Source organism: Aeromonas sp. ASNIH8, assembly GCF_002919855.1.
Taxonomy (GTDB): Bacteria; Pseudomonadota; Gammaproteobacteria; order Enterobacterales; family Aeromonadaceae; genus Aeromonas; species Aeromonas caviae.
In genome coordinates, this window is the sequence record NZ_PQLN01000013.1 from 1 (window position 1) to 25,384 (window position 25,384).

Annotated in this window: 21 protein-coding genes; 17 read left to right on the forward strand and 4 right to left on the reverse strand. The window is 64.4% G+C overall.

Features of this window, described 5'->3' with window-relative positions:
* Positions 1–680 precede the first annotated feature (680 nt).
* Positions 681–2,132: an aminoacyl-histidine dipeptidase gene (locus C3418_RS05290; protein ID WP_045525722.1), complete on the reverse strand. Its 1,452-nt coding sequence runs from the start codon at positions 2,130–2,132 to the stop codon at positions 681–683.
* 926 nt (positions 2,133–3,058) lie between these two features.
* On the opposite strand from C3418_RS05290, the gene gpt reads away from it, so the two are divergent.
* The 6 genes from gpt (at position 3,059) to C3418_RS05325 (ending at position 8,754) form a co-directional block, all read left to right on the forward strand.
* Positions 3,059–3,526, forward strand: a complete 468-nt coding sequence (gene gpt, locus C3418_RS05300) for a xanthine phosphoribosyltransferase (RefSeq protein WP_039040347.1) — start codon at positions 3,059–3,061, stop codon at positions 3,524–3,526.
* Between the two features lie 174 nt (positions 3,527–3,700).
* The gene (gene frsA, locus C3418_RS05305) at positions 3,701–4,969 is read left to right on the forward strand and encodes an esterase FrsA (protein ID WP_103858106.1); all 1,269 of its coding nucleotides are present in this window, start codon (positions 3,701–3,703) and stop codon (positions 4,967–4,969) included.
* Between the two features lie 62 nt (positions 4,970–5,031).
* The gene (crl, locus tag C3418_RS05310) at positions 5,032–5,424 is read left to right on the forward strand and encodes a sigma factor-binding protein Crl (protein ID WP_039040346.1); all 393 of its coding nucleotides are present in this window, start codon (positions 5,032–5,034) and stop codon (positions 5,422–5,424) included.
* Between the two features lie 145 nt (positions 5,425–5,569).
* Positions 5,570–6,673: a glutamate 5-kinase gene (proB, locus tag C3418_RS05315; RefSeq protein ID WP_048207022.1), complete on the forward strand. Its 1,104-nt coding sequence runs from the start codon at positions 5,570–5,572 to the stop codon at positions 6,671–6,673.
* Between the two features lie 32 nt (positions 6,674–6,705).
* Positions 6,706–7,962: a glutamate-5-semialdehyde dehydrogenase gene (locus C3418_RS05320; RefSeq protein ID WP_354004560.1), complete on the forward strand. Its 1,257-nt coding sequence runs from the start codon at positions 6,706–6,708 to the stop codon at positions 7,960–7,962.
* 156 nt (positions 7,963–8,118) lie between these two features.
* On the forward strand, positions 8,119–8,754 hold the full coding sequence (locus C3418_RS05325) for a murein L,D-transpeptidase catalytic domain family protein (protein WP_042016892.1): 636 nt from the start codon (positions 8,119–8,121) through the stop codon (positions 8,752–8,754).
* Between the two features lie 387 nt (positions 8,755–9,141).
* On the opposite strand, the gene C3418_RS05330 is transcribed toward C3418_RS05325, so the two are convergent.
* Positions 9,142–9,573, reverse strand: coding sequence for a universal stress protein (locus tag C3418_RS05330; RefSeq protein WP_041212463.1), 432 nt, complete (start codon positions 9,571–9,573; stop codon positions 9,142–9,144).
* Between the two features lie 194 nt (positions 9,574–9,767).
* Between C3418_RS05330 and C3418_RS05335 the strand changes: the two genes are divergently transcribed.
* Positions 9,768–10,511 (forward strand): hypothetical protein, encoded by a 744-nt coding sequence (locus C3418_RS05335; protein ID WP_103858108.1) that lies wholly within the window; start codon positions 9,768–9,770, stop codon positions 10,509–10,511.
* 105 nt (positions 10,512–10,616) lie between these two features.
* On the opposite strand, the gene C3418_RS05340 is transcribed toward C3418_RS05335, so the two are convergent.
* Positions 10,617–11,120 carry an RNA methyltransferase gene (locus C3418_RS05340; RefSeq protein WP_103858109.1) on the reverse strand — a complete coding sequence of 168 codons (504 nt, stop codon included), beginning with the start codon at positions 11,118–11,120 and terminating at the stop codon, positions 10,617–10,619.
* 284 nt (positions 11,121–11,404) lie between these two features.
* Between C3418_RS05340 and C3418_RS05345 the strand changes: the two genes are divergently transcribed.
* From C3418_RS05345 to C3418_RS05390, 10 genes are all read left to right on the forward strand, one after another.
* Positions 11,405–14,029, forward strand: a complete 2,625-nt coding sequence (locus tag C3418_RS05345) for a nitrate reductase (RefSeq protein WP_103858110.1) — start codon at positions 11,405–11,407, stop codon at positions 14,027–14,029.
* Positions 14,030–14,057: 28 nt separating this feature from the next.
* Complete coding sequence (gene cobA / locus C3418_RS05350; protein ID WP_103858111.1) at positions 14,058–14,816, forward strand: uroporphyrinogen-III C-methyltransferase; 759 nt, start codon at positions 14,058–14,060, stop codon at positions 14,814–14,816.
* 125 nt (positions 14,817–14,941) lie between these two features.
* Complete coding sequence (locus C3418_RS05355; RefSeq protein WP_010675452.1) at positions 14,942–15,526, forward strand: ANTAR domain-containing response regulator; 585 nt, start codon at positions 14,942–14,944, stop codon at positions 15,524–15,526.
* Between the two features lie 343 nt (positions 15,527–15,869).
* The gene (locus C3418_RS05360; RefSeq protein WP_181023068.1) at positions 15,870–17,225 is read left to right on the forward strand and encodes a CmpA/NrtA family ABC transporter substrate-binding protein; all 1,356 of its coding nucleotides are present in this window, start codon (positions 15,870–15,872) and stop codon (positions 17,223–17,225) included.
* A gap of 14 nt (positions 17,226–17,239) precedes the next feature.
* Entirely contained in the window at positions 17,240–18,199 is a 960-nt protein-coding gene (locus C3418_RS05365) for an ABC transporter permease (protein ID WP_103858125.1), read from the forward strand.
* A 31-nt stretch (positions 18,200–18,230) separates the two neighbouring features.
* A complete protein-coding gene (locus C3418_RS05370) occupies positions 18,231–19,052 on the forward strand; it encodes an ABC transporter ATP-binding protein (protein ID WP_010675449.1) in 822 nt (273 codons plus the stop codon).
* A 26-nt stretch (positions 19,053–19,078) separates the two neighbouring features.
* The gene (gene nirB / locus C3418_RS05375) at positions 19,079–21,661 is read left to right on the forward strand and encodes a nitrite reductase large subunit NirB (RefSeq protein WP_103858112.1); all 2,583 of its coding nucleotides are present in this window, start codon (positions 19,079–19,081) and stop codon (positions 21,659–21,661) included.
* A complete protein-coding gene (gene nirD / locus C3418_RS05380) occupies positions 21,658–22,017 on the forward strand; it encodes a nitrite reductase small subunit NirD (protein WP_010675447.1) in 360 nt (119 codons plus the stop codon). Before nirB ends, nirD begins: the two co-directional genes overlap by 4 nt.
* A 144-nt stretch (positions 22,018–22,161) precedes the next feature.
* Complete coding sequence (locus tag C3418_RS05385; protein ID WP_103858113.1) at positions 22,162–23,253, forward strand: PfkB family carbohydrate kinase; 1,092 nt, start codon at positions 22,162–22,164, stop codon at positions 23,251–23,253.
* A complete protein-coding gene (locus C3418_RS05390; protein ID WP_103858114.1) occupies positions 23,247–24,155 on the forward strand; it encodes a pseudouridine-5'-phosphate glycosidase in 909 nt (302 codons plus the stop codon). The genes C3418_RS05385 and C3418_RS05390 overlap by 7 nt, the downstream gene beginning before the upstream one ends.
* 64 nt (positions 24,156–24,219) lie before the next feature.
* On the opposite strand, the gene C3418_RS05395 is transcribed toward C3418_RS05390, so the two are convergent.
* Positions 24,220–24,945, reverse strand: coding sequence for a carbonic anhydrase (locus C3418_RS05395; RefSeq protein WP_103858115.1), 726 nt, complete (start codon positions 24,943–24,945; stop codon positions 24,220–24,222).
* Positions 24,946–25,384 lie beyond the last annotated feature (439 nt).

Here is a 25,384-nt window from a genome sequence, read left to right on the forward strand (position 1 = left end):
CAGAAGGAGGCAATATCAATATGATGCACGGCGACAGCAGGGTGATGGTGGTGGTGTGTTTGGAGACAGCCAGTTTACCAGCACCCTGTCTGTCAACTTCCACTTCCCCAAGATCCCGCGAAGAACCTAAAAAAATGGGGCCTGCGGGCCCCATCTTCATGGTTGGAGTTCAGGTTTGGCCGTGGGAATTCTGGCCCGGGCAGGACAGCGCCCCGATGGGGGTGGCTGTTGTGTGGATTGCTGAGTTGTTTTGTAGTTTTATTACGTTGCCAGTTTCAACATCCGGACAGGCGATATCAGGCGCCATAACGGAAGTAGTAATTGCGGGTTGCAGGCGCATAAGTGTCTTTCTCTTCAGCACCTTTCTTGCTGGTTGCACCCTTCAGGTGGAACAGCACTGCCAGATTCTCGAACATATGATGACCTCGTTTCTCTGTGGTTCATGGGTTGTGTGACCTTGGTCACGTTCTGATCCTAGGGGCATATGTGAGCTGGATCAACTTTTTGTGTTGTAAATTTACATAAATCATGGAAAGGGTTTTCAAATGCAGACCTGTTCATGGATACGATTTCAAGCCAGGGCCACGTATGGAATCGGGGATGTGAGAGAGGTGGCCGAGGAGGAAGTACAAAAAAGATGCCCCGCACTGGGCGGGGCATCGATATGGTCGTGAGCTGGCTTACTTGGCCGGGATATGTTCCAGCACGTGAACCAGCAGTTGCCAGAAACGCTCGACCGCCGGGATGTGTACCTTCTCCCCCGGTGCGTGGGCGCCACGGATGGTCGGGCCGAAGGAGACCATGTCCCAGTCCGGGTAGGCGCTCTTGAACAGACCGCACTCGAGGCCTGCGTGGATCACCATGACGTTCGGCATCTCGCCAAACAGGGTCTGGTAGCTGCTTCGCACCAGCGCCATGACCGGTGAGTCAACGTTCGGGGCCCAACCCGGGTAGGCGCCGGTGAACTCGCAGCTGGCGCCGGCCAGGGTGAACAGGGAGCGGGTCATCTGCTCGATGTTCTCGCGACCGGAATCGATGAGGGAGCGGATCAGGCACTGCACATAGACTTCCCCCTCGAGTGTCTTGATGACACCCAGGTTGGTGGAGGTCTCGGTCACGCCCGGGATGGCGTCGCTCATGCGCATCACCCCGTTCGGGCAGGCCATCAGGGCATCCAGCAGGCGGCTTTGCAGGGACTCGCTCATGAGCTGGGCCGGTTTCTCCCGGGCGGTGAGCAGCACGGTGAGGTTGGCCTCGGTGGCGGCCAGCTCGCTCTGATAGATGCCGGCGTAGCGGTCCACCAGGGCCTTGAAGTCAGCCACGCTGGCGGCGGGCACCAGCAGGCTGGCACGGGCCTCGCGGGGGATGGCGTTGCGCAAGGTGCCGCCGCTGAGATCGCCAAGGCGCACCCCCAGCGGTTCGGCGGCCTTGAGCAGACGGACCAGCAGCTTGTTGGCGTTGCCGCGGCCGCGATGGATGTCGACCCCGGAGTGGCCGCCGCGCAGGCCCTTGACCTGCAGCTCGAAACCTTCACCCTCGGTGGCAGCAACCAGCTCCAGGGGGAAGCGGATATTGGCATCCACCCCGCCGGCGCAGCCCATGTAGACCTCGCCATCCTCTTCGGAGTCGGTGTTGAGCAGGATCTCGCCCTCAAGCCAGCCCGCTTCCAGACCGAAGGCGCCGGTCATGCCGGTCTCTTCGTCGGTGGTCAGCAGCACTTCCAGCGGACCGTGCTTGATGGTCTTGTCGGCCAGCACGGCCAGGCAACCCGCCATGCCCATGCCGTTGTCGGCACCCAGGGTGGTACCGCGGGCAGTGACCCATTCACCATCGATGTAGGCATCGATGGGATCGGTGGTGAAGTCGTGCTGGGTGTCGGCGTTGGCCTGGGGCACCATGTCGATGTGGGCTTGCAGCACCACGGCCTTGCGGTTTTCCATCCCCGGCGTGGCCGGTTTCTTGATGATGATGTTGCCGACGGCGTCTTGCTTGACCGCCAGGCCTTCTCCCTGGGCCCATGCCACGATCCAGGCGCTCAGTTGGGCTTCGTGCTTGGAGGGGTGGGGGATGGAGCAGATCTGCTCGAAGAATTGCCAAATCAACTTGGGAGACAGAGAACTGAGCTGTGCCACGTCGGGACTCCTTACCAGCATGGAAAATGTCGGGCCCCACTCTGCGGGCCGGGGAAGAGGATAACGATAATACAGTCAATCACGCAAAAATGTGAGCGATCAGCGCAAATGACGCTCTGCTTGTGCTGGGAAAGGGAGCATGGATGGCGAACTTCACTACCTGCCTTATTTGTGTCAGCAGAACATCAGTTTTGTGATGTTGGTCACAAAAATATTGTCTTTTGGGCGCCGGGTGGTAAATTAGCCGCCGTGGCCAGCCCACTTGTCAGGATGACAATCAATGCCTCCAGGGAACCGAAGCAAAGCAAGTGCGCCTCCATGGAACCGAGTGTCAGTTCAAGGATGTGAACCCGCATTAAGGTACGTAACTTGTTAAGCAATCAGGAGTTTATGATGTCAGGCAGCAATTCAACCTATTGGTTTGCCCAATCTCTCTATACCCAGGGTTTCAACTACCCGAATCCCTACGCCACCCGCCGTTAAGGCTCGCAGGCGTCACAGGTAACAGCAGCAGGTGTGTGAGGAACCTCTCCTCCCCCTGCTATTTTTTTGCCCGAATGTCATGGAATGTGTGTCAAACGGCTAACCTGTAGGTGTCGCCGAAGCCCTCCCAAAAGGGCGACAGAGCGGAAGATGGCGGACATTTCCTGTTTTTCGCATACGTTTGCCGCTCAATTTATCCATAAAGAGTGCTATCATACCGGCCCAACAGCAGGCCCGAGCTCGGGAGTCCACCCGACATGGCCGCCAGCTACACCCCATCCCTGTTCGCATTGCATCCGTTTTTGCCGCCGAGGCGTCAGCCCCGAGGCCGAAAAAGTGCAAGCAAAATTCGGGAAACGGGGTGCCAGAATTGACCTGAACCCGTCTCTTTGTCGGGTTTCGCCTCATAAGTGATTGCTTTATAACTCGTTGAGATCGATAGCATGCCAAAAAAGTTCTATGTATCGTGGGATAACCTGCAACGCGAAGCGCGCCGTCTGGCCCGTCGTCAACTGCCTGTCAGCCAGTGGAAAGGGATCATCGCCGTCAGCCGCGGTGGTCTGGTGCCTGCGGCCCTGATGGCCCGCGAACTTGGCATTCGCAATGTCGAAACCCTCTGCATCTCCAGCTATGACCACGACAACCAGCGCGAGCTGGTGGTGGTGAAGGCTGCCACCACCGCAGGTGACGGCGAAGGCTGGCTGGTGGTGGACGATCTGGTGGACACCGGCGGCACCGCCAAGGCGATCCGCGAGCTCTACCCCAGAGCCAAGTTCATCACCATCTTCGCCAAGCCCATGGGCGAACCCCTGGTGGATGACTTCGAAGTCGCCATTCCGCAGGACACCTGGATTGAACAGCCCTGGGACATGGCACTGGAGTTCGCCAAGCCGATCTGCGACGAAGCGTAATCGCCGCACCGGTCGCGACCAGTGACTCCCCGGCATTCGGGAGCGGACTGATCCATCGTGATGCAAGGTTGACCACATTGAGCCCCTTTTGGAGCTCAATGCGTTTCTGGTGTGGCTGCTCGATGTGAAAAGTGGTTAAGATGGGACATTGTTTGAGACAGAAGAGCCACCATTTTGGAACCAAACGACGATACCAATCTGACGGAAAAGCTGTTTACCCGGGTCAAAAAGGTATTGGAAACTTCCGAAGTCTCCAACTCGAGCCCCGTCGACGAGCAAGACAGCGCACTGTCTGACAGCTTCATCGATGGCGCCCTGTCGCCCCGCTGGTATCGCCTGCTGCGCAGACCGACCTGGGCCTGGCAGGGGGCCGATCCCGTCGAGGTGGAGCAGACCCTGGCGCACATCGCCATGGGGCAGGGGGAGCGCAGTCACGAACGCTATCTGGACACCATCAAGGGCTATGTGCCCGGCAACTGGGTCTATGAGTGGAGCCAGCTTGCCGGCCGTTATTTCAATACGGGGCGGACGCTGCTGGGGGAAGGGGATCGCGCCGCGGCGCTGAAGAGCCTGCTCAAGGCAGTGCGCTACTACTCCATCGCAAGCTACCCCCACCTCAAGCACGACGAGCTGGCGGATCAGGCCCAGTTGCTCGGCAACATGGCCTATCGCGAGGCCGGACGCCTGTTCAAGGTGCCCCTCAAGGAGTTGCAGGTCCCGTTTCGGGGCAAGACCATCCAGGGCTACCTGCATCTGCCCACCACCGAGAAACCTGTGCCCCTGGTCATCGTCAGCGGTGGCATCGATTCGCTTCAGGTGGACTTCCTCAACTTCTATTTCAAGTGTCTCGAGCCCCACGGCATCGGGATGCTCTCCCTGGACATGCCGGGCACCGGCTATGCCGAGCACTGGCCCCTGGTGCAGGACACCAGCCGCCTGCACCAGGCGGTGCTCAACTACCTCTCGGAGGTGGCCTGGGTCGATCACCAGCGCATCGCCATGGTGGGGTTCCGCCTCGCCGGCAACGTGGCGGCCCGCCTCGCCTTCGTCGAGCCATTCAAGCTTCGGACCGTGGTCTGCATCGGTGCCGGCATCAACCAGGTGTTCACCAATCAGGAGATGTTCGCCCGCTGCCCGCGCATGATGCGCGACGGGCTGGCGAACCGGCTGGGGGCGGACGCGGCCCAGTGGGATCTGCTGCGCACCAAGTGCCAGGTCTTCTCCCTCAAGACCCAGGGATTGCTGGGGAGTCGCACTTCCGTGCCGATATTGAGTATCGGGCACAAGAAAGATTTTATTTGTCCCGAGCAGGATGTCCGGGCATTGGCCGCTGCGAGTCGCAGCGGCAAGGCGGTGGTGTTTGACAAGCAGCCACTGCTCGAGGTCTATGACGAGGCACTGAAAGAGACGGTAGACTGGCTCAAAAAGCACTTATGTACATGATATAAAACTAAAAATGTAACATCACCATGTGATGGTATGGCTTGTTCAACAGGGAGGTTAGCATGTCAGAAAGAGTGACTTACAAGCGATTGCTGCGGCAGTTCGCGGCCATTGGCCCCTATTTGCGTGAAGACCTGTGCGAGGAGGGCCGCTACCGCTTTGACTGTCTGTCCGTCTGTGTCAGCGCCAAGCCTGCTCCGGACAAGCGGGAGTTCTGGGGCTGGTGGCTGGTGCTGGAGCAGGCGGATCACAGCTTCAGCTACCACTATCAGACGGGGTTCTACAACGCGGACGGGGAGTGGATCGACAAGGCGCTGCCCAAGAAGCATCAGGCGGAAGTGGAACGCACCCTGCAACATTTCTACAAGCTCATCAGCGGCAAGTTGACCCAGCTGGAGTGCACCCTCTCCCCCGCGAAGCAGGTGACCGCCGAACTGAGCGTGACGGCAGCCTGATCCCCAAGCCCCGCATCTTCCCGGTGCGGGGTACCCCGATGCTTTGTCACCGAGCCCGCAACTGCCTGGCGAGGCTTAATTGCCTTGCAGGGCAGGGGGGCCGTGGGTATAAAGGGATTCCTTACTTTTCTAACCCTTCGTTCCCATGGAAAACAGAACCATAGTCGTCAAACTGGGCACCAGCGTGCTCACCGGGGGATCTGCCCGCCTCAACCGTGCCCACATGGTCGAGCTGGTCAGACAATGTGCCGCCTTGCATCGACACGGGCACCGTGTCGTGCTGGTCACGTCGGGGGCCATCGCCGCCGGTCGCGAGCATCTGGGCCACCCTCCGCTGGCGCCTACCCTGCCGAACAAACAGATGCTGGCGGCGGTGGGTCAGACCCAGCTCATCCGGGTATGGCAGGACCTGTTCAACCTCTACGGGCTGCACATCGGCCAGATGCTGCTGACCCGCGCCGACCTGGAAGACAGGGAGCGCTACCTCAATGCCCGCGACACCCTGCGCACTCTGCTCGATCACCGCATCATCCCCGTCATCAACGAGAACGACGCCGTGGCCACCGCCGAGATCAAGGTGGGGGACAACGACAACCTCTCTGCCCGTGCCGCCATCCTGGCGGATGCGGACTTGCTGGTCCTGCTCACGGATCAGAAGGGGCTCTTCACCGCCGACCCGCGCACCAACCCGGATGCCCAGCTCATCGAAGAGGTGCAGACCATAGATGACACCCTGCGCTCCCTTGCCGGTGACAGCGTGAGCGGCCTTGGCACCGGTGGCATGGCCACCAAGTTGCAGGCCGCCGACGTGGCACGCCGCGCCGGGGTGGACGTGGTGATTGCCACTGGCCAGATCCCGGAAGTGATCGGCCGCCTCGCCGCCGGGGAGCGGGTGGGGACCCTGTTCCCGGCCCTGGCATCCCCCCTGGAAGGGCGCAAGAGCTGGATCCTGGCAGGGCCCCCTCCTCACGGCGAAGTGCAGGTGGATCAGGGGGCCGTGGCCGCCATGCAGGAGAAGGGCTCCAGCCTGCTGCCCAAGGGCATCGTCGCGGTGAAGGGAGATTTCGTGCGTGGCGACGTGGTGCGTATCCTGGATCCCAAGGGGAGCGAGCTGGCTCGCGGTATCTGCCGTTACGACCATCTGGAGCTGGATCGGCTGCGCGGTGTCCACTCGGATCAGATTGAACAGGTATTGGGTTACGGCTATGGGGCCGTGGCCATCCACCGTGATGACATGGTGCTGCTCTGAACAGGGCGGCACCGCATGAACAAAAGGGAACTGTGATGAGTCTGGAGAAAATGGGGCAGGCGGCCCGTGAAGCCGCCTATCAACTGGCCACCGTCAGCACGGCACAGAAGAACCGGGCGCTGGCGGCCATCGCCGATGAACTGGAAGCACGCAGTGCCCAGATCCTGGCGGCCAACGAGAAAGACATTGCCGCCGGGCGCGAGGCGGGGCTCACGGAAGCCATGCTGGATCGCCTGCTGCTCAACCCGGCGCGCCTTGCCGGCATAGTGGCGGATGTGCGCAAGGTGATCACCCTGGACGATCCTGTCGGGGCCGAAATCGACAGCCGGGTTCTGGAGAATGGCCTGCGCCTCTCCCGTCGCCGGGTGCCCATCGGGGTCATCGGCGTCATCTACGAGGCGCGCCCCAATGTCACCATCGACATCGCCAGCCTCTGCCTCAAGACCGGCAACGCCAGCATTCTGCGCGGTGGTCGCGAGACCTTCCACTCCAACCTGGAGTTGGTGCGGGTGATCCAGCATGCCCTGGCGGCATCCGGCCTGCCCGAGGCGGCGGTGCAGTACATCGACAACCCGGACAGGGCGCTGGTGGCCGAGTTGCTGCGCCTCGACCGCTACGTGGACATGATCATCCCCCGCGGCGGCGCGGGTCTTCACAAGATGTGCAAGGAGAACAGCTCCATCCCCGTCATCATCGGCGGGTTCGGTATCAGCCATATCTTCGTGGACGAGAGCGCCGATCTGGCGCGTTCCCTGGCGGTCATCGAGAACGCCAAGGTGCAGCGCCCCTCCGCCTGCAACGCCCTCGATACCCTGCTGGTACACGAGAAGGTGGCGGCCACCTTGCTGCCGCAACTGGTGGCTCTGATGAACGAGCGCAAGGTGACCCTGGTGGGCGCGCCCAATACCATGGCGCTGCTGGCTGGCAGCGAGAACCTGTGCGACGCGGGGCCGGAAGATTTCGACACCGAGTGGCTGGGGCTGACCCTGGGGGTCAAGGTGGTGGCGGACGTCAACGAGGCGCTGGCCCATATGCGCGAGCACAACGCCGGCCACTCCGATGCCATCCTGACCAACTCCCTCGCCAATGCCGAGCGTTTCGTCAACGGGGCTGGTTCGGCGGCGGTCTATGTCAACGCCTCCACCCGCTTCACCGACGGCGGCCAGTTTGGCCTCGGGGCCGAGGTGGCGGTCTCGACCCAGATGCTTCACGCCCGTGGCCCCATGGGGCTGACCGAACTCACCAGCTACAAGTGGGTGGGGCAGGCGGATTATCTCAGCCGTGCCTGATCCAGGCACGCTCAGCAAGCAGGACAATGCCGACTCAGGTCGGCATTTTTGTGCTTTTTTATTGCTCGCAATCAATGGCTTGCATATAACTATCCAGCAGGATGCGGTGTCACCCGGGGCATCAGGCCAGCGACAGCAAGGGGAGCAACTTCAAGGATGAAGGGACAGGATAGGAGTGCGTGGTGGGGCAGCCTCTGGCTGAGCCTGCCACTGCTGCTGGGGGCGCTCTGTTTCAGCGGCGCCAGCCACGCCAGCTGGGACCAGGATCTCTATCGTCAGCTCGGGCTGGCCGGCAAGCTCGACAGCCGCGTGTTTCGCAAGGCCCTGGACGGTTACCAGAGCGTGCGCCACAAGCGAAAACCCATTCTCACCATCATCGACTACAGCAAGCCCTCGACCATGCGCCGGCTGTTCGTCATCGACGTCAAGCGCCACAAGCTGCTCTACCACACCTGGGTCAGCCACGGCCGCAATTCGGGGGAGCTGGCCGCCCGCCAGTTCTCCAATCAGATGAATTCCCGGCAAAGTTCCCTGGGGGTCTACCGCACCGCCGAGACCTATCAGGGCAAGCACGGTTACTCCCTGCGTCTCGACGGCCTCAGTCCCGGCAAGAACAGCAATGCCCGCAAGCGCGCCATCGTGGTGCACGGGGCGGACTACGCCAGCCCCAGGCATCTGCAGAAGTTTGACAAGCTGGGGCGCAGCTGGGGATGCCCGGCCCTGCCAAGGGAGCAGTCCAGGGCCATTATCGACACCATCAAGGGAGGGAGCGTCATCTATGCCCATGGCTGAGACCCTGCCCGCGAGCCTGCTGCGAGGGCGTCACCAGGACTGGTGGGCGGCGCTCTACCTTGCCGACGACCTCTCGTTATCCCTCGTGCACCGGTTCTGAGATGAGCATCCCATGGCAATGAACAGCAAAAAGGCCAGCATATGCTGCAATGCTGTTCAGATAAGCACTTTTTTGACTGATTATTCATAAATTGGATTTGAGTTGAGGGGGCAAGGCTGTGTCCAGTCGATCTTCCTCCAGCCTTTATCCAGCGGGGCTTGCAATAGAAAGAGGGAGGCATCATGCCTCCCTCGATTTTTTGTCCTGATACTACGTAGACTGGAACTCAAATTCTCTTAAGTGAACAGCATTGCAGCATATGCTGGCCTTGGCGCATCAGGCGGGGATTATTTGCGGACCACCAGCACAGGGCAGGGAGCGTGGCGCACCACGGATTCCGCCACGCTGCCCACCAGCAGGTGGGTGATGCCGGAGCGACCATGGCTGCCCATGACCACGAGATCCACCTTGTCTTCCTTCGCCTGGAGGACGATTTCATCGGCGGCGCGGCCAAAACGGACCTCGAACTTGGCCGGAATGGGCAGGCAGGCGACCAGTTCCTTGAGCTGACTCTTGGCCTGGCGTTCCATCTCGTGGGTGATCTCGATGGCCGTCATGTGCAGGATCTTGTAGCTGTCGAAGCCGTGCAGCTGATCCACCACGTGGACCAGTTTGAGCTCGGCCTGGTGGGTGTTGGCCATGAAGACGGCGTAGTCGAGTACCGCTCTGGACATCTCGGAGAAATCGACGGGGCAGAGCAGGGATTTGATGGTTGGCATGAGAATCTCCCCTCAAGTTGGGCTACTAATGAATCTTGTTTGCCATGATACGCTGTGGGGCGACAATAACCCTCGACCCGCTCGCAAAATGGGGAAAATGTCGGCCGGGACTCTGTTTTTCTATGCTATCTGTATGCCTGAACGGGCCGTCCGGCGGTGAGCATCTGCCGAGTGCCATATCACTGAGGATATTCATGGTTCGTCTTTTTCTGTTCTGTTGCCTGCTGATCACCTCGTTCGTGCGGGCAGACACCATACACGTCTATTGCGACGACTGGACCGGCTTCTGTCACCGGGACGGCAAGGGGGTCTATCTGGATGTGGTTCGAGCCATCTATGAACCCCTGGGGCACGAGGTGAAGCTTCACATGGTGCCTTACAAACGGGCACTGGCGGTGGTGTCGCAAAAGGAGGGGGACATGGCGATGGGGGTCTATCGGGGAGAGGTGCCCGGGGTCCATCAGCCCGACTACCCCGACTCGGCGGACTACGTGAGCGTGGTGATGCAAAAGCGCTGGCTGCCGCACTGGGCAGGGGAGCACAGCCTCAAGGAGCAGGAGGTGCTCTGGCTGAGGGGGTGGGCCTTTGACAAGTTCATCCCGGAGCCGATGCGCTGGTTCGAGATAGACAGCCACGAGATGGCGCTGCAATTGCTGATCAAGGGGCGTTACCGCTACTACCTGACCGACGGCGCCCTCTACCCCGAAGGCTCCCTTCCCCCCGAGCTGGTACAGGTATTCCTGCGCTGGATCCCGACCTACCCCATCTTCGCCGATACCCCGAAGGGCAGGGAGTTGCACGGGCTCTGGGATCCCGGCATGCGTACCCTGATAAGGCAGGGCAAGCTGGCGGAGATCTATCGGCAGAACAAGCTCTACGACTACTACCAGGACTTTCTCAGGGAGCAGGTGGTGCGGGCGAACAAGCCACAGCCCTAGCTGTCGGGCCTGATGCCGTCATCGGGCCCCTCTTGCCCCGCCCTTAGTCTTTGGCTCTGAGCGTCTTGGCCAGCCGGTCGTAATAGATAACGTCTTGCCCCGCCCTCAGTTTTTGGCTCTGAGCGTCTTGGCCAACCGGTCATAGAGGATGACGTTGACCGAGGCGGCCAGGTTCATGCAACCCTGAGTCGGCACATAGATGACCTCCTTCACCGCCGCGAAGCGGGCGGGTTCCAGGGTGCCATCCTCCGGGCCGAAGATGTAGAAGGCTCTCTCGGGGTGCACGTAATCCGGCAGGGGCGTGGCCCCCTCGATAAGATCCACCAGCACTGGGGTGCAGCCCTCGGGCACGAAGTCCAGCAGCTCCTCGACCCCGAGCAGGGGGATCTTCTCCACCATCTGCTTGGTGTCGGTGACAAAACGCCTCGCCAGCTCGAAGCGCTGCCCCGTGTAGTAGACCTCGTCCGCCCCGTAGCAGCCGGCGGCCCGCATCACGGCACCCACGTTCTCCGGGGATTTGGGATTGACCAGCCCGATGGCGCAATAGTCCCCTCTCTCCCGGGCATCTGCCCGGTGCTGCCCGGTGGCGCCTTCATCTGACACTTTCATCTCTCTCTCCTGTGTGGCGGCGCATTATACCCCCGGTGGGCCCCTTGCCCAGCGTGCGGGGCGGATTCCCGCAAGGCGGGCCCAACAAGGGGGCGGCTGCACCGTGGCGGCGCAGCTCGACACCCTGATGCGCAGTGGCGGCGCCCCTTGCATCCTGGCGCGGGGTTTGCAGTCACTTCCCCATACAAGACGATGAGGCATCCGGACAAAGGCGTCCGTCCCCGCAGGGGGGCGGACGCTTTTTTTATGGGCCCCTCGTCAGACACATGACAAGGAGCAAGGGAATGAAGACCACCTGTGCCTATTGCGGAGTGGGGTGCGGCATCCGGCTGAGCCGGGAGGGAGACAACTGGCAGTTGCAGGGGGATGAGCAGCATCCGGCCAACGGCGGTGCCCTGTGCGTCAAGGGGGCCAGCCTGCTGGAGAGCCTGGCCTTTCCCGATCGCCTGCTCTATCCGCGCTGGATGGGGCAGCGCATCGGCTGGGAGGAGGCCCTGGACACCCTGGCTGCGCGTTTTGCCGCCATCCTGGCCGAGTCCGGGCCGGGTGCCATCGGCATCTATCTGTCCGGCCAGCTCACCACCGAGGATTACTACGTCGCCAACAAGCTGATGAAGGGGTATCTGGGCAGCGCCAACGTGGACACCAACTCCCGGCTCTGCATGTCGTCGGCGGTGGTGGCCCACCAGCGCGCCTTCGGGGAGGATCTGGTGCCCGCCTGTTACGAGGATCTCGAGCTCGCGGATCTGGTGGTGCTCACCGGTGCCAACACCGCCTGGACCCATCCCGTGCTGTTTCGCCGCCTGCAGCAGGCCAGGGCGCGGCGCCCCGAGCTCAAGCTGGTGGTGCTGGATCCCCGCCGCACCATGACGGCGGAGCAGGGGGATCTGCATCTGGCACTCAAACCCGGCAGCGACGTGACGCTCTGGAACGGCCTGTGCCGCTACCTGCTCGATGTCGATGGCTGGGACAAGGCCTATGTGGCGCAGCACGTGAGCGGCTTCGAGGCGTTGGCGGGGGCGCTGGACGATCCGGCCTGGCAGTTGGACGAGGTGGCCCGCAGCTGCGGCCTCTCCCGCAGCGATCTGCTCGGTTTCTACCAGCTCTTTGCCCGTACCCCCAAGACCGTCACCCTGTTCTGCCAGGGGATCAACCAGTCCAACCAGGGGGTGGACAAGGCCAACGCCATCATCAACGCCCACCTGATGTGCGGTCGCATCGGCAAGCCGGGGGCGGCTCCCTTCTCCATGACGGGGCAACCCAACGCCATGGGAGGGCGCGAGGTGGGAGGGCTCGCGACCCAGCTCGCCGCCCACATGGGCTTTGGCGAGGCCGAGTGCGATCGGGTGCAGCGTTTCTGGCAGAGCCCGACCATAGTGCGCGGGCCGGGGCACAAGGCGGTCGAGCTGTTCGAGGCGGTGCACCGGGGGGAGATCCGCGCGCTCTGGGTGCTCGGCACCAATCCGGCGGTCTCCCTGCCGGACGGCAACCGGGTGCGCGAAGCCCTGAGTCGCTGCGAGCTGCTGGTGGTCTCCGAGGTGACGGCCAACACCGACACGGCGCGCCTCGCCCACCTGCTGCTGCCCGCCGCCGCCTGGGGGGAGAAGAGCGGCACCGTCACCAACTCCGAGCGCACCATCAGCCGCCAGCGCGCCTTCCTGCCCCTGCCGGGGGAGGCCAGGCCCGACTGGTGGGCCCTGACCCGGTTCGCCCGTCGGCTCGGCTTTGGCGAGGGGTTCGCCTATGAGCACGAGCACGAGATCTTCTGCGAGCATGCCGCCCTCTCCGGCTTTGAGAACGACGGATCCCGCCAGTTCGACATCTCCGGGCTGGCGGGTCTCACCCGTGCCGAATTCGAGGCCCTTTCTCCCCTGCGCTGGCCTGTCAACGCCGACTGGCCCCGTGGGCGGGATCGCCTGTTCGAGGATGGGCGCTTTGCCACCCCGGATGGCCGGGCCCGCCTGCTGCCCCTGGCCCAGCGCTTCCCCGAGCAGCCAGAAACGCCCCCGCTTGCAGGGGCTGTCTCCCTGCTCCTCAACAGTGGCCGCCTGCGGGATCAGTGGCACACCATGACCCGCACCGGCCACGTGCCCCGGTTGCAGGAGGCCGAGCCCTGGCCCAGGGTGCGAATGGGGGCCGCCAGCCTGCTGGCGCTTGGCGTGAAGGAGGGGGACCTGGTGCGCCTTTGCAACGGGCTCGGGGAGGCGCTGCTGCTGGTGGGGCTGGATGAGGGGCTCAGGGAGGGGGAGGCCTTCCTGCCCATGCACTGGACCGACAGCCAGTGCAGCCAGGGGGCGGTCAACCGCCTCATCGCCCCCGTGGTGGATCCCCTTTCCGGCCAGCCGATGTTCAAACAGGGGCGGGTGCAGGCCAGGGCGCAGCTCACCCGCTGGCAAGGGCTCTGGTGTGGCCGTGGTGAGTGGCGCGAGCCGGTGGACTGGTGGGCCAGGCGCCCCCTGCCCGAGGGGAACTGCACCCTGCTGGCCTCCTGGTCAGAGAGCACAGAGAGCCTGTGGCAACGGCTGGGGGCCGAGGGGCACTGGCTCAGGCTGCCCATGAAGGAGGGGTGGCTGGCCGTGGCCCTGGCAGGGGATCGCATCGAGGGCATCTTGCTGGTGGGGGGGCGGCGCCCGGACATCAAGGTCGACCTGCTGGCCAGTCTGCTCGGCACGCCGCTCCAGGCGGGGGCCCTGAGCCAGACCCTGAGCCAGGCCCTGGCCGGGGAGAGCCGGCTGGTCTGCTCCTGCCTGCGGGTCTCGGAGCAGCGCATCGTCGATGCCATCACCCGGCAGGGGGTGAGCGAGCTGGCGGGGCTGCAGGCCCTGCTCGGCTGTGGCAGCAACTGTGGCACCTGTCTGCCCGAAATCGACAAGCTGTTGATCAAACATGTTTTCCTGGCATCCGCTTAGTGCGGTGCCAGGACACAAGGAGCCTGAGATGAGCCAAATCAGTCTGGTGGGAGCGGGCCCCGGGCCCCTCGAATTGTTGACCCTGCGCGCCCTGCACCGTCTGGAGGCGGCAGAGATTGTGGTCTATGACCGCCTGGTGGGGAGCGAGATCCTGGCCCGCATTCCCCACGGGGCGGCCCGCTTCGACGTGGGCAAGCGCTGCGGTGAGCCGAGCCCGACCCAGGAGGAGATCAACGCCCTGCTGCTGGCCCTGGCCCGCACGGGCAAGCGGGTAGTGCGTCTCAAGGGAGGGGATCCCCTGGTGTTCGGGCGCGGTGGCGAGGAGGCGCTGCACCTGGCCCGGCACGGCATCGAGGCCGAGCTGGTGCCGGGGATCACGGCGGCCCTGGGGTGCGCCGCCAGCAGCTTCATTCCCCTGACTCACAGGGGGCTGGCCCGCTCTCTGACCCTGGTGACGGGGCACCTGATGGACGAGCGCGACTATCAGGGCTGGCACGGGCTGACCCGGGCGGGCCACACCCTGGTGTTCTACATGGGGCTGGAGCGGGCGGCCCGCATTCGGGAAGGGATGTTGAGGGCGGGGGCCCCGGGCGTGCTGCCGGTGGCCCTGGTGGTGGCCGGCTGCAGCCCCCGCCAGCAGGTGCACGAGGCCACGCTCGATGGCCTGGAGCAAGCTGCCCGCGCCCTGCTGGGCCAGAGCCCGGTGCTGATCATCATGGGGGAGGTGGTGCGGCTGCGCGCCGAGCTGCAGGGGCTGCTGACGGAGGCACTGGAACGGGTCGCCTGAGGGGCGATTTTCCCTCTACCCCCACTACCTCCTGATAGATAAAAAGGAGGTAGATTCAAAGAGTTGGCCTTCATGTTGCGGCATTTTCGCCAGACAGAACGCGATCGTCGCCGGTAAGGAGCGCCATGACTACTTTTTCCACCCGGGGCCAGGACGGCCCCGCTTCCCGGCTGTTGATCCACGCCGATGACCCGGGCCAGGCGAACCGCCTGGCCCTGCTGGTCAGTCACTACGGCCATCAGCCCGGGATCCTCGATACCCGCCAGTTGCTGACGCCGACGCAGAGGGGGGATGCCCTGCTCGTCAGTTGCCGCCAGTTCAGCGCCGAGGTACGCCTTGGCCTCTCCCTTTGGCCCGACATGCCGCGGCTCTTGTTCTGCGAGCGGCTGGGGGGCGATACCCAGCTCGCCCTGTTGCAGCAGGGGGTGTTGCTGGTGCCCCACCCTTGCGGCGAGCGTGAGCCGGTGGAGCAGTGGCTGCGCCTGGCCCGCAGTCAGCTCGCCATGGTGCAGGCCCTGATGCAGACCGAGAGCGAGCTGCGCCAGAAGCTGGAGGATAGGCGGCTCATCGAGCAGGCCAAGGGACGCCTGATGCGCCATCAGGGGCTGGACGAGGACGAGGCCTATCGCCTGATGCGCAGCACCGCCATGAGCCGTCACCTGAGCCTGGGTGAGCTGGCGCGGCAACTGCTGCAGGCTTTGCCCGCCTGAGCGCTCCCGTGGCCAACCGTTTTGGTGCAACTGCGCCTAATTGAGGCAAATTTGAGGGAGGATCAGGGCTCCACAGGCCGCAAAGGGCCGCCTGATGCACCCTGGACGAGCTGGCACGGAAAGTGAATAACAAAAACACGATAGCAATGAAGTAATGATGCGCAGTGAGGGGCCGGTCAGGTCACTCACCCGCAACAGGGCAAAGAAGCCCCGCCGATCCCGGATCGGCGGGGCTTTTTTTGGTCGCGACGCACCTTGGGTCGCAGCGCTGCAACGAGGTGGCACTGCGATTCCAGGCAGCCTGGCGCCATGGCCCTGACCCGGAACCGAGGGAGGAGATGCAATGAACGGACGACAAGGATGTGCGGGGCTGCTGCTGGCGGCGCTGTCGCTGCCGGTGCTGGCACTGGGAGCCCCGGAGCAGGAGGAGCTCAGGCTCGGCTTCATCAAGCTGACCGACATGGCGCCGCTGGCGGTGGCCTACGAGCGGGGCTATTTCGAGGATGAGGGACTCTACGTCACCCTCGAAGCCCAGGCGAACTGGAAGATCCTGCTGGATCGGGTGATAGACGGCGAGCTGGACGGTGCCCAGATGCTGGCGGGCCAGCCCCTGGCGGCCCACATCGGCATCGGCACCCAGGCCGAGCTGGTGACGGCGTTCGCCATGGATCTCAACGGCAACGCCATCACGGTGGCCAACAGCGTCTGGGCTGCCATGGCGCCCCAGTTGCCCAGGCCGCAGGCGGGCCAGGTGCCACCCCCGGTGAGCGCCGCCGCCCTCAAGCCCGTGGTGGCGGAATATCGTCAGGAGGGCAAGCCCTTCAACATGGGGATGGTCTTCCCCGTCTCCCCCCACAACTACGAGCTGAGGTACTGGCTGGCGGCAGGCGGCCTGCACCCCGGTTTCTATGCCCCCCAGCTTGGGGACAACTCGGGCCAGCGCCAGGCGGACGTGCTGTTGTCGGTGACACCGCCCCCTCAGATGCCCGCCACCCTGGAGGCGGGCACCATCGCCGGCTACAGCGTGGGGGAGCCCTGGAACCAGCAGGCGATCGCCAGGGGCATAGGGGTGCCCGTCATCACGGATAACGAGATCTGGCGCAACAACCCGGAGAAGGTGTTCGGCGTCACCCGGCAGTGGGCCGAACGTCACCCCAACACCCATGTGCGGCTGGTGAAGGCGCTGCTGCGGGCGGCCTGGTGGCTGGATGCAGACGACAACGGCAACCGGCGCGCGGCGGCCAAGCTGCTGGCCAAACCCGAGTACGTGGGGGCGGACGAGCAGGTGATCGCCAGCTCCATGACGGGCACCTTCGAGTACGCCAGGGGGGACAAGCGCCAGGTGCCGGATTTCAACGTCTTCTTCCGCTACCACGCCACCTATCCCTACTACTCCGACGCCATCTGGTACCTGACCCAGATGCGGCGCTGGGGCCAGATCCCCGAGGCCAGACCGGACGCCTGGTTCGAGGAGGTGGCCAAGGCCGTCTATCAACCGGACGTCTATCGCCAGGCCGCCGAGGCCCTCATCGCCGAGGGCAAGCTCAAGGCCAGTGACTTCCCCGACTTTGCCAGCGAGCAGGGCTATCGCGGCCCCCAGGATGGCTTCATCGACGGCCTCATCTACGACGGCCGCCACCCCAACGCCTACCTGCAACAGTTCGCCATTGGCCTCAAGGGCGATGAGCGGGTGCAATGAGCAAGGAGATCCCGATGAAACGACACACATGGCCCCTCATCCATTTAAAAGCCATCAACTGGAAAATCATGGTGCAGCCCCTGCTCGGCGTGCTGCTCTTCCTCGGCCTCTGGCAGTGGGGGGCGAGCCAGGTGCAGACCAGTCTGGGCACCCTGCCGGGGCCGCTTGCCACCGCCAGCCAGCTCTGGTCCCTCGGGCAGGAGCATCTGCAGGAGCGGGAGAAGGCGGCGGCCTTCCTCGAGCGCCAGCAGGCGCGCAACGCCGCAAGGCTGGCGGCGGATCCGGCGGCCGAGGTGAAGCTGCGTCCCTACACAGGGCGCCCCACCTTCTTCGATCAGATAGCCACCAGCCTGCTCACCGTGCTGTGCGGCTTCGCGCTAGCGACCCTGATCGCCATTCCGTGCGGGGTGCTGCTCGGCATGAACCAGGGGCTCTATCGCGCAGCCAACCCGGTGATCCAGCTGCTCAAGCCGGTGTCGCCGCTGGCCTGGCTGCCCCTCATCACCCTGGTGGTGAGCGCCCTCTACGCCAATCCTGCCCCCTGGCTTGCCAAGTCCTTCCTCACCTCGGCCCTGACGGTGACCCTCTGCTCCCTCTGGCCGACCCTGATCAACACGGCTGTGGGGGTGGCGGGGCTGGATGGGGATCTGCACAACGTCAGCCGGGTGCTGCGCCTCTCCTTTGTGACCCACGTGCGGCGCATCGTGCTGCCCGGGGCCCTGCCCATGATCTTCACCGGGCTGCGGCTCTCCCTGGGGGTGGCCTGGATGGTGCTGATCGCGGCGGAGATGCTGGCCCAGAACCCGGGGCTCGGCAAGTTCGTGTGGGACGAGTTCCAGAGCGGTGGCTCGGCCTCCCTGGCCCGCATCATGGTGGCGGTGATCACCATAGGCCTCATCGGCTGCGCCCTGGACAGGGGCATGCTGGCCCTGCAGCAGTGGTTGTCCTGGGACAAGCGCCAGGTGCTGCGTTAATCACATTTCTATTCAGGCAGGAGAAGAGCCAATGAAGAGTTATCTGGAGATAAGCGACGTCGGCATCTCGTTCGAGACGGAGCAGGGCAGCTTCGAGGCCTTGAGCCGGGTCAACCTGCGCATCGAGAAGGGGGAGTTCGTCTCCCTCATCGGTCACTCGGGCTGCGGCAAGAGCACGGTGCTCAACCTGGTGGCCGGGCTGCTGGAGCCGACCCTGGGGGGCATCATTCTCGATGGTCGCGAGGTGGCGGGCCCGGGGCCCGAGCGCGCCATGGTGTTCCAGAACCACGCCCTGCTGCCCTGGCTCAGCGTCCAGCAGAACGTGGCGCTGGCGGTGGCCCAGGTGGAGTCTGACAAGCGGGCGGTGGCGGAGCGGGTGGACTACTACCTCTCCCTGGTGCAGATGGATCACGCCAGCCAGAAGATGCCCCACGAGCTGTCGGGGGGGATGAAGCAGCGGGTCGGCATCGCCCGCGCCCTCTCGCTCTCCCCCAAGGTGCTGCTGATGGACGAGCCGTTCGGCGCCCTCGATGCCCTGACCCGGGCCCATCTGCAGGACGCGCTGATGGCGATCCAGGCGGAGCTTGGCAACACCGTCATCATGATCACCCACGACGTGGACGAGGCGGTGCTGCTCTCCGATCGCATCGTCATGATGACCAATGGCCCCAGCGCCACTGTCGGGGAGATCCTGACAGTCGACCTGCCAAGGCCCAGAGACAGGGTCGCCCTGGCGGACGATCCCCACTACCACAAGCTGCGCCAGCAGGTGCTGCGCTTCCTCTACGAGAAGCAACGCAAGGTGACCCCCCTCAAGGCAGCCGGGCAGGTGCGCAGCAAGCTGCGCGCCTGAGCCCGCCGGATTCAAGGAAGAGAGACATGACTGACAAAGAGCAACAGTGGGTGACAGAGGACGGCATGGGCCTGCTCGGTCGCCAGAACAGTGGTTCCGCCGACACGGCCGACAAGCAACGGCTGCTGGTGGTGGGTAACGGCATGGTGGGCCATCACTTCGTCGAACAGCTGGTGGCGGCGGGCGGCCTCGAGCGGTTTGAGGTGACGGTGTTTGGCGCCGAGCCTGACCCCGCCTACGACAGGGTGCATCTGTCCGAGGTATTCGGCGGCAAGGCGCCCCAGGCCCTGCGCATGGCGGATCCCGCCTGGTATGAGGAGAGCGGCATTGCGCTGCGACTGGGGGCCGAGGTGGAGGTGCTCGACCGGGCGGCCCGCACCCTGACGCTGGCCAACGGCGAGCAGTTCCCTTACGACCGTCTGGTGCTGGCGACCGGCTCGGTCCCCTTCGTGCCCCCCATCCCCGGTCATCAGCGAGAGGGGTGCTTCGTCTACCGTACCCTGGGAGATCTCGCCGCCATCCGCGATGCCTGCGCCCAGGCCCGCAGCGGCGTGGTCATCGGTGGCGGCCTGCTGGGGCTGGAGGCGGCCAACGCCCTGCGCTTGCTCGGCCTCAAGACCCAGGTGGTGGAGTTCGCCCCCAGGCTGATGCCGGTGCAGCTCGACGAGAGCGGCGGCGCCGTGCTGCGGGACAAGATCCAGGCCCTCGGGGTCGAGGTGCTGGTGGAGAAAGCCACCGAGTGCATCGAGCAGGGGGAGCAGGCCCGTCATCGCCTGCGTTTCAAGGACGGTTCCCACATTGAGACCGACGTGCTGCTGTTCTCGGCGGGGATCCGCCCCGCCGACACCCTGGCCCGGCAATCCGGGCTGGAGGTCGGGGAGCGCGGCGGCATCTGCATCGACGACGGCTGCCACAGTTCGGATCCCGCCATCCTCGCCATCGGCGAGTGCGCGCTCTGGCAGGAGCGCATCTTCGGCCTGGTGGCTCCCGGCTACCAGATGGCCCGGGCCGCAGTGGCCAGTCTGTGCGGCGGCGAGACCCGCTTTATCGGGGCCGACATGTCCACCAAGCTCAAGCTGATGGGGGTGGACGTGGGCTCCATCGGCGATGCCCACGCCAACACCGCCGGCGCCCAGGAGTTGCTGCTGCTGGACAGGGTCAACGGCATCTACAAGAAGCTGGTGACCGACGGCGAGGGCAATCGCCTGCTCGGCGCCATCCTGGTGGGGGACGGGGCCGATTATGAGCGGCTGCTGCAGTACTACCAGAACGGGGTGGCGCTGCCCCAGCCGCCGCTCTCCCTGCTGGTGGGGGAGGCAGGGGCCGCTCCCGCGCCCCTGGTGCTGCCGGACAGCGCCATCCTCTGCTCCTGCCACAACGTCAGCAAGGGGGACGTGGTAGCCGCCGTTCGGGCGGGCAATCACGAGCTGTCGGCGGTGAAGAGCTGCACCAAGGCCGGCACGGGTTGCGGCGGTTGCAGCAACCTGCTCAAGCAGGTAGTGGATCAGACCCTGGCAGACCTTGGCGTCGAGGCGGACAAGGGGTTGTGCGAGCACTTCGCCTACGGCCGTCAGGAGCTCTATCACCTGGCCCGGGTGGGCGAGCTGAAGAGCTTCGAGGCGCTGCGGGACAAGCACGGCCAGGGGTTGGGGTGCGACATCTGCAAGCCGACGGTGGCCTCCATCCTGGCGTCCCTCTGGAACGAGCACGTGCTGGAGAAGCCCCACCGCGCGTTGCAGGATACCAACGACGCCTTCCTTGCGAACCTGCAAAAGGACGGCACCTATTCGGTGGTGCCGCGCATCCCGGGGGGGGAGATCACCCCGGAGGGGCTCATCACCATCGGCGAAGTGGCGCGCAAGTACGGCCTCTACACCAAGATCACCGGCGGCCAGCGCATCGATCTCTTCGGCGCCCGGGTCGACCAGCTGCCCGCCATCTGGGGTGAGCTGGTGGCGGCGGGCTTCGAGACCGGTCAGGCCTACGGCAAGTCGGTGCGCACCGTGAAGTCCTGCGTGGGCTCCACCTGGTGTCGTTACGGGGTACAGGACTCCATGACCCTGACCCAGACCCTGGAGCACCGCTACAAGGGACTGCGGGCGCCACACAAGCTGAAGTTTGCGGTCTCCGGCTGCACCCGGGAGTGCGCCGAGGCCCAGAGCAAGGACATCGGCGTCATCGCCACCGAGCGGGGCTGGAACCTCTATGTGTGTGGTAACGGCGGCATGCGGCCGCGCCACGCCGACCTCTTTGCCACGGATCTCGACGAGCAGACCCTGATCCGCTACATCGACCGGCTGCTGATGTTCTACGTGCGCACCGGGGACAGACTGCAACGTACCTCGGTCTGGATGGAGAACATGGAAGGGGGGCTCGACTACCTAAAGTCGGTGATCATCGAGGACAGGCTCGGCATCGGTGCCGAGCTGGAGGCCATGATGGAGGGGATAGTCGGCACCTGGCAGTGCGAGTGGAAGAGCACATTGGCGGATCCGGACAAGCTCAAGCTGTTCGAGGCCTTCGTCAACCGGCCCGAGGACGAGACGCCGCCGCGCCGTGAGGAGCGGGGGCAATGGGTGCCGGATATCGCTATCAAGGAGGTGGTATGAGCGACATAAAAGAAGAGACCTTACAGTCAGAACCTGGAGCCTGGCATAGGGTATGCGAGCTGGCGGCGCTGCCGGAGCAGGCCGGGCGCAGCGCCTGGCTGGAGGGGCGGGTGCTGGCGCTGTTTCGCCTCGGGGAGCATGTCTATGCCCTGGACGGGGTGGATCCCCTGGCCGGCGTGGCGGTGCTGGGGCGTGGCCTGGTGGGGGATGCCGGTGGGGAGCCCGTGGTCGCCTCGCCCCTTTACAAGCAGCGCTACGCCCTGATGGACGGTCGCTGTCTGGACGATCCTGCCCTGAGCGTCGCCTGCTGGCCGGTGCGACTGGAGGGGAGCGAGGTCTGGGTACAGCTGGGGTGAGTGGCTCCATCTGAAAACCGTTTTTCTATCACCGGGCTTGCCCGGTGATTTTTTGTGCGCGACCCGACATTTCTTGCACGAGAGGATGGCGGGAAAACGTTTTTCGGAAATAATGGACAAACGTTTGCAACTGGATGTTTGTCTATGACGGAACGTGAACAAGAGATCCTCGCCCTGCTGCGCCAGGATCCCATGATTGCCCAGCAGGAACTGGCGGACAGGCTCGGCATCAGCCGCTCCGCGCTGGCGAGCCACATCTCCAGCCTGATGCGCCAGGGCTATGTGCAGGGGCGCGGCTATGTGCTGCGCGAAGGCCCCTACGCCGTGGTGATAGGCGGCGCCAACATGGATATCTGCGGCTGCAGCCACGACAACCTGCGCATCGGGGATTCCAACCCGGGCCGGGTACGCACCTCCGCCGGTGGGGTAGGGCGCAACATCGCCGAGAACCTGGCGCGCCTTGGTACCGACACCCGGCTGTTGACTGCGGTGGGCAACGATCAATACGGCCACCACCTGCTGGAGGTGAGCCAGCGCGCCGGGGTCGACGTGCGCCAGGTACTGGTACTGGAGGGTCAATCGACCTCCTGCTACCTCAGCCTGCACGATGGCAGCGGCGAGATGAGCTGCGCCGTCAACGACATGGGGATCATCGAGCAGCTCACCCCGGCCCGGCTTGCCCCCTTGAGCGGCTTCCTCGGCGCGGCCCGGCTCTGGGTGCTGGACACCAACCTCGCCACCCACACCCTGGACTGGCTGTTCGAGCGCCAGGGGGAGCACATCATCTTCGTGGACACCGTCTCTGTGGCCAAGGTGGAGAAGATCCGCCCCTGGCTGCACCGCATCCACACCCTGAAACCGAACCGCACGGAAGCCGAGCAACTGTGTGGCTTCACCATCGCCGGGCCCGACACCTGGCCCATGGCGGCGGCCTGGTTCCACCGCGCTGGGGTGCAGCGGCTCTTCCTGAGCCTCGGCGATCAGGGGATCTTCTACAGCGACGGGGCGTGCCAGGGCCATCTGCCCGTGCTCGGCAGCCCGGTCGTCAACGTGACCGGCGGCGGCGATGCCTTCATGGCAGGGCTGGCCCACGCCTGGTTGCAGGAGCAGGACATCGTCGAGACGACCCGGTTCGCCCTCGGCTGCGCCGCCCTCACCGTCAATTGTTCCGATACCGTCTTTTCCGGCCTATCCAAGGCCGCCGTTGAACGCATGCTGGAGGAGTACCCATGTTGAACGCTTACCTCGATATCCAACCGGTCGTCGCCGAAGCTCTTGCCGCCGGCAAACCCGTCGTTGCCCTGGAGTCCACCATCATCTCCCACGGCATGCCCTATCCGCAGAACGTGGAGACGGCGCGCCAGGTGGAGCAGGTGGTGCGGGACAACGGCGCCGTGCCGGCCACCATCGCCATCATCGACGGCCGCCTCAAGGTGGGCCTGGATGCGGGGGCCCTGGAGGCGCTGGGCAAGGCCGGCCACGCCGCCATCAAGTGCAGCCGCCGTGACATCCCCTTCGTGCTGGCGAACAAGGGGATGGGGGCCACCACGGTGGCCTCCACCATGATAGTGGCCGCCATGGCCGGGATCCGGGTGTTTGCCACCGGCGGCATCGGCGGCGTGCATCGCGGCGCCCAGGAGACCTTCGACATCTCGGCTGACCTGCAGGAATTTGCCCAGACCCCGGTGGCCGTGGTCTGCGCCGGTGCCAAGTCGATCCTCGACATCGGCCTGACCCTGGAGTACCTGGAGACCCAGGGGGTGCCGGTCATCGGCTACCAGACCGAGGAGCTGCCCGCCTTCTATACCCGGGAGAGCGGCTTCAAGGTGGATTACCGCCTCGACACCCCGGCGGCGATCGCCGAGGCGCTGCGCCTGAAGTGGGAGCTGGGGCTGGCGGGAGGTGCCGTGGTGGCGAACCCCATCCCGGCCCAGTTTGCGATGCCGAAGGCGGACATCGACGCGGCCATCAAGCAGGCGCTGCGGGAAGCGGACGAGCAGGGGGTCAAGGGCAAGGAATCCACCCCCTTCCTGCTGGCCCGGGTGTGCGAGCTGACCGGCGGCAACTCCCTGGCGGCCAACATCCAGCTGGTACTGAACAACGCCGCCCTGGGGGCAAAGATTGCCGCCAGCCTGTAGGTATTGTGATAAATGCAAAAGAGGGCCGACAGGCCCTCTTTTCATTGTCAGATCGGCTGCCCGATTACTGCAGTACCAGTCGCCCGTTGAGGGGCTGCACGGGGCGGTTGTTGGGGTGGTGCATCAACGCCTTGAAGGCATCGATCTGGGCCTGACTGACCTGCACCGGCTCCTTCATCACCAGCCAGCGCACCCCTTCCGAGCAGGGCGGGGTGGTCAGTGACCCGCTGAAGCGGTAGTAGTCCCGCTTGGCGGGCAGCAGTGCCTCTGCCGAGACCCCTTCCTTGAGCTCGTGACTCTCCCCCGCCTTGGCTGGCAGCGCCTGCCAGGCCTGGCTCAGGGCGGCATTGGCCCGGCCCGGTTCGAACATCACGGCGACCACCGCCAGCTCCCCCTTGGCGTTGGCGTGGACCAGGTGACCCTCCAGGGGGTAGGACCTGCCTTCGATGAGGTTTTCGCTGGGGGCGTGGAAGTGGAACTGCTTGAGCTCGAAGTGCATGCCGTCGAGCTCAAGGGTGCTGCCGGGGGCATAGTTGACCTGCACCGTGTGGCCGTTGTTGACCAGCGTCTTGCCACCCGCCTGATAGTGGAACTGCAGGGGGGCCAGATCGGCCTTCACCAGACCCGAGAGGTTGACCGGCGACTGGTTGCTGCCGGCACACTGGCCATATTCCGGGGTCAGGCTGGCCCATTTCGCCGGGCCGGCCTCGCCGCTGTATTCCCAGTGTGTGGTGGCGGCAAAGGCGGCAGGGCAGAGCAGCAGGGCGCCAGCCAGCAAGGACTTTTTCATCATGCATCCTTATCCTGATTGAAAAGCACGGCCATTCCTGGCCTTCCGGCAGGAAGGCCTCGTCAATGGCATCGTTGGAAACGCAGGGTACGCGGTGCCAGACTGGATTAATTGTTATGAAAGGTCTGTCGTCATCGTTATTTGAAGCGTGGCATGAGGCGGCGCCATGATGTATTCCGGCAACGGGGCCCGCTTATTCATGAAGGAGAAATCCTGCGGGCATTTTCGCCATGAACGGCCCCCTTTCATGGTGCCCCAAATAGCTGACGGGCTGATTCTAGAGGGCTTTTCATGGCTCCGTTTGATCTCGAGCAAACAAGCGCGGACTAATTATCGGGCTTGAGGATCCCTTATTTCGTTGGGATTTTTTCGATATTCCCTGACCCGGCCAGGGGCGTGCGTGGTGGGAGCCGGGCGCTGTGCTGACAGAGTGCCTCGG